Genomic DNA, 872 nt, shown 5'->3' on the forward strand with positions numbered 1-872 from the left:
AGTGTGCATCATGCGCTTGTCCGATATATACGAACGCCAACGCCATGAAAATAAATGCCTGCAAGGTGATAACCAAAATGTGGAAAATCGCCCAAGCCAAACCGGCAATCAGGTGGAACACAAATAAAATTGGATCTAAAGTTTCGATGCTGCCAGTTGATGCCCACGCACCACCCAACAAAGCAATCAGCAGGAACACCAGCTCACCGGCATACATATTACCAAACAACCGCATACCGTGGGATACGGTTTTGGACAAAAACTCTACCAAGTTGAGCAGGAAGTTGGCCGGAGCGAGCATCGGACCGAAAGGCGCGCTGAACAATTCGTGAATCCAACCGCCAAAGCCTTTGATTTTGATATTGTAATAAATACATACCAACAATACGCCAATTGCCAAAGCCAAAGTGGTATTCAAGTCAGCAGTCGGTACGACACGCAACAGTGCGTGATGATTACCGGTAACGCCTTGCCATACCATTGGCAGCAAATCAACCGGCAACATATCCATGGCGTTCATCAGGAAAATCCAGACAAACAGAGTCAAGCCTAAAGGCGCAACAGCTTTACGCGATTGTTCGTTATGGATAATGCTCTTACACATGTTATCCACGAATTCGAACAGAATTTCAACAGCCGCTTGAAAACGACCAGGTACGCCAGCAGTTGCTTTTTTGGCCCCACGCCACAAAAGGAAGCTGCCGATTACGCCCAACAGAACGGCAAAAAAGATTGCATCAAGGTTAATGAACGAAAAATCAGCGATGTTTTTCAGTCCTTGACCCCGAGTAACATCCGACATACTGGTCAAGCTTTGCAAGTGGTGCTTGATGTAGTCGGCAGCGGTCATAGTTTCACCTGCCATAGTGTTT

Annotated in this window: 1 protein-coding gene; it reads right to left on the reverse strand. The window is 46.7% G+C overall.

Annotated features, from left to right (window positions below; all coding sequences use genetic code 11):
* Window positions 1-865: F0F1 ATP synthase subunit A (gene atpB / locus ACTHUM_RS15640; RefSeq protein WP_070459764.1), on the reverse strand; the 865-nt coding region annotated here is incomplete at its 3' end.
* Window positions 866-872 lie beyond the last annotated feature (7 nt).

The organism is Neisseria sp. P0021.S006, assembly GCF_051956895.1.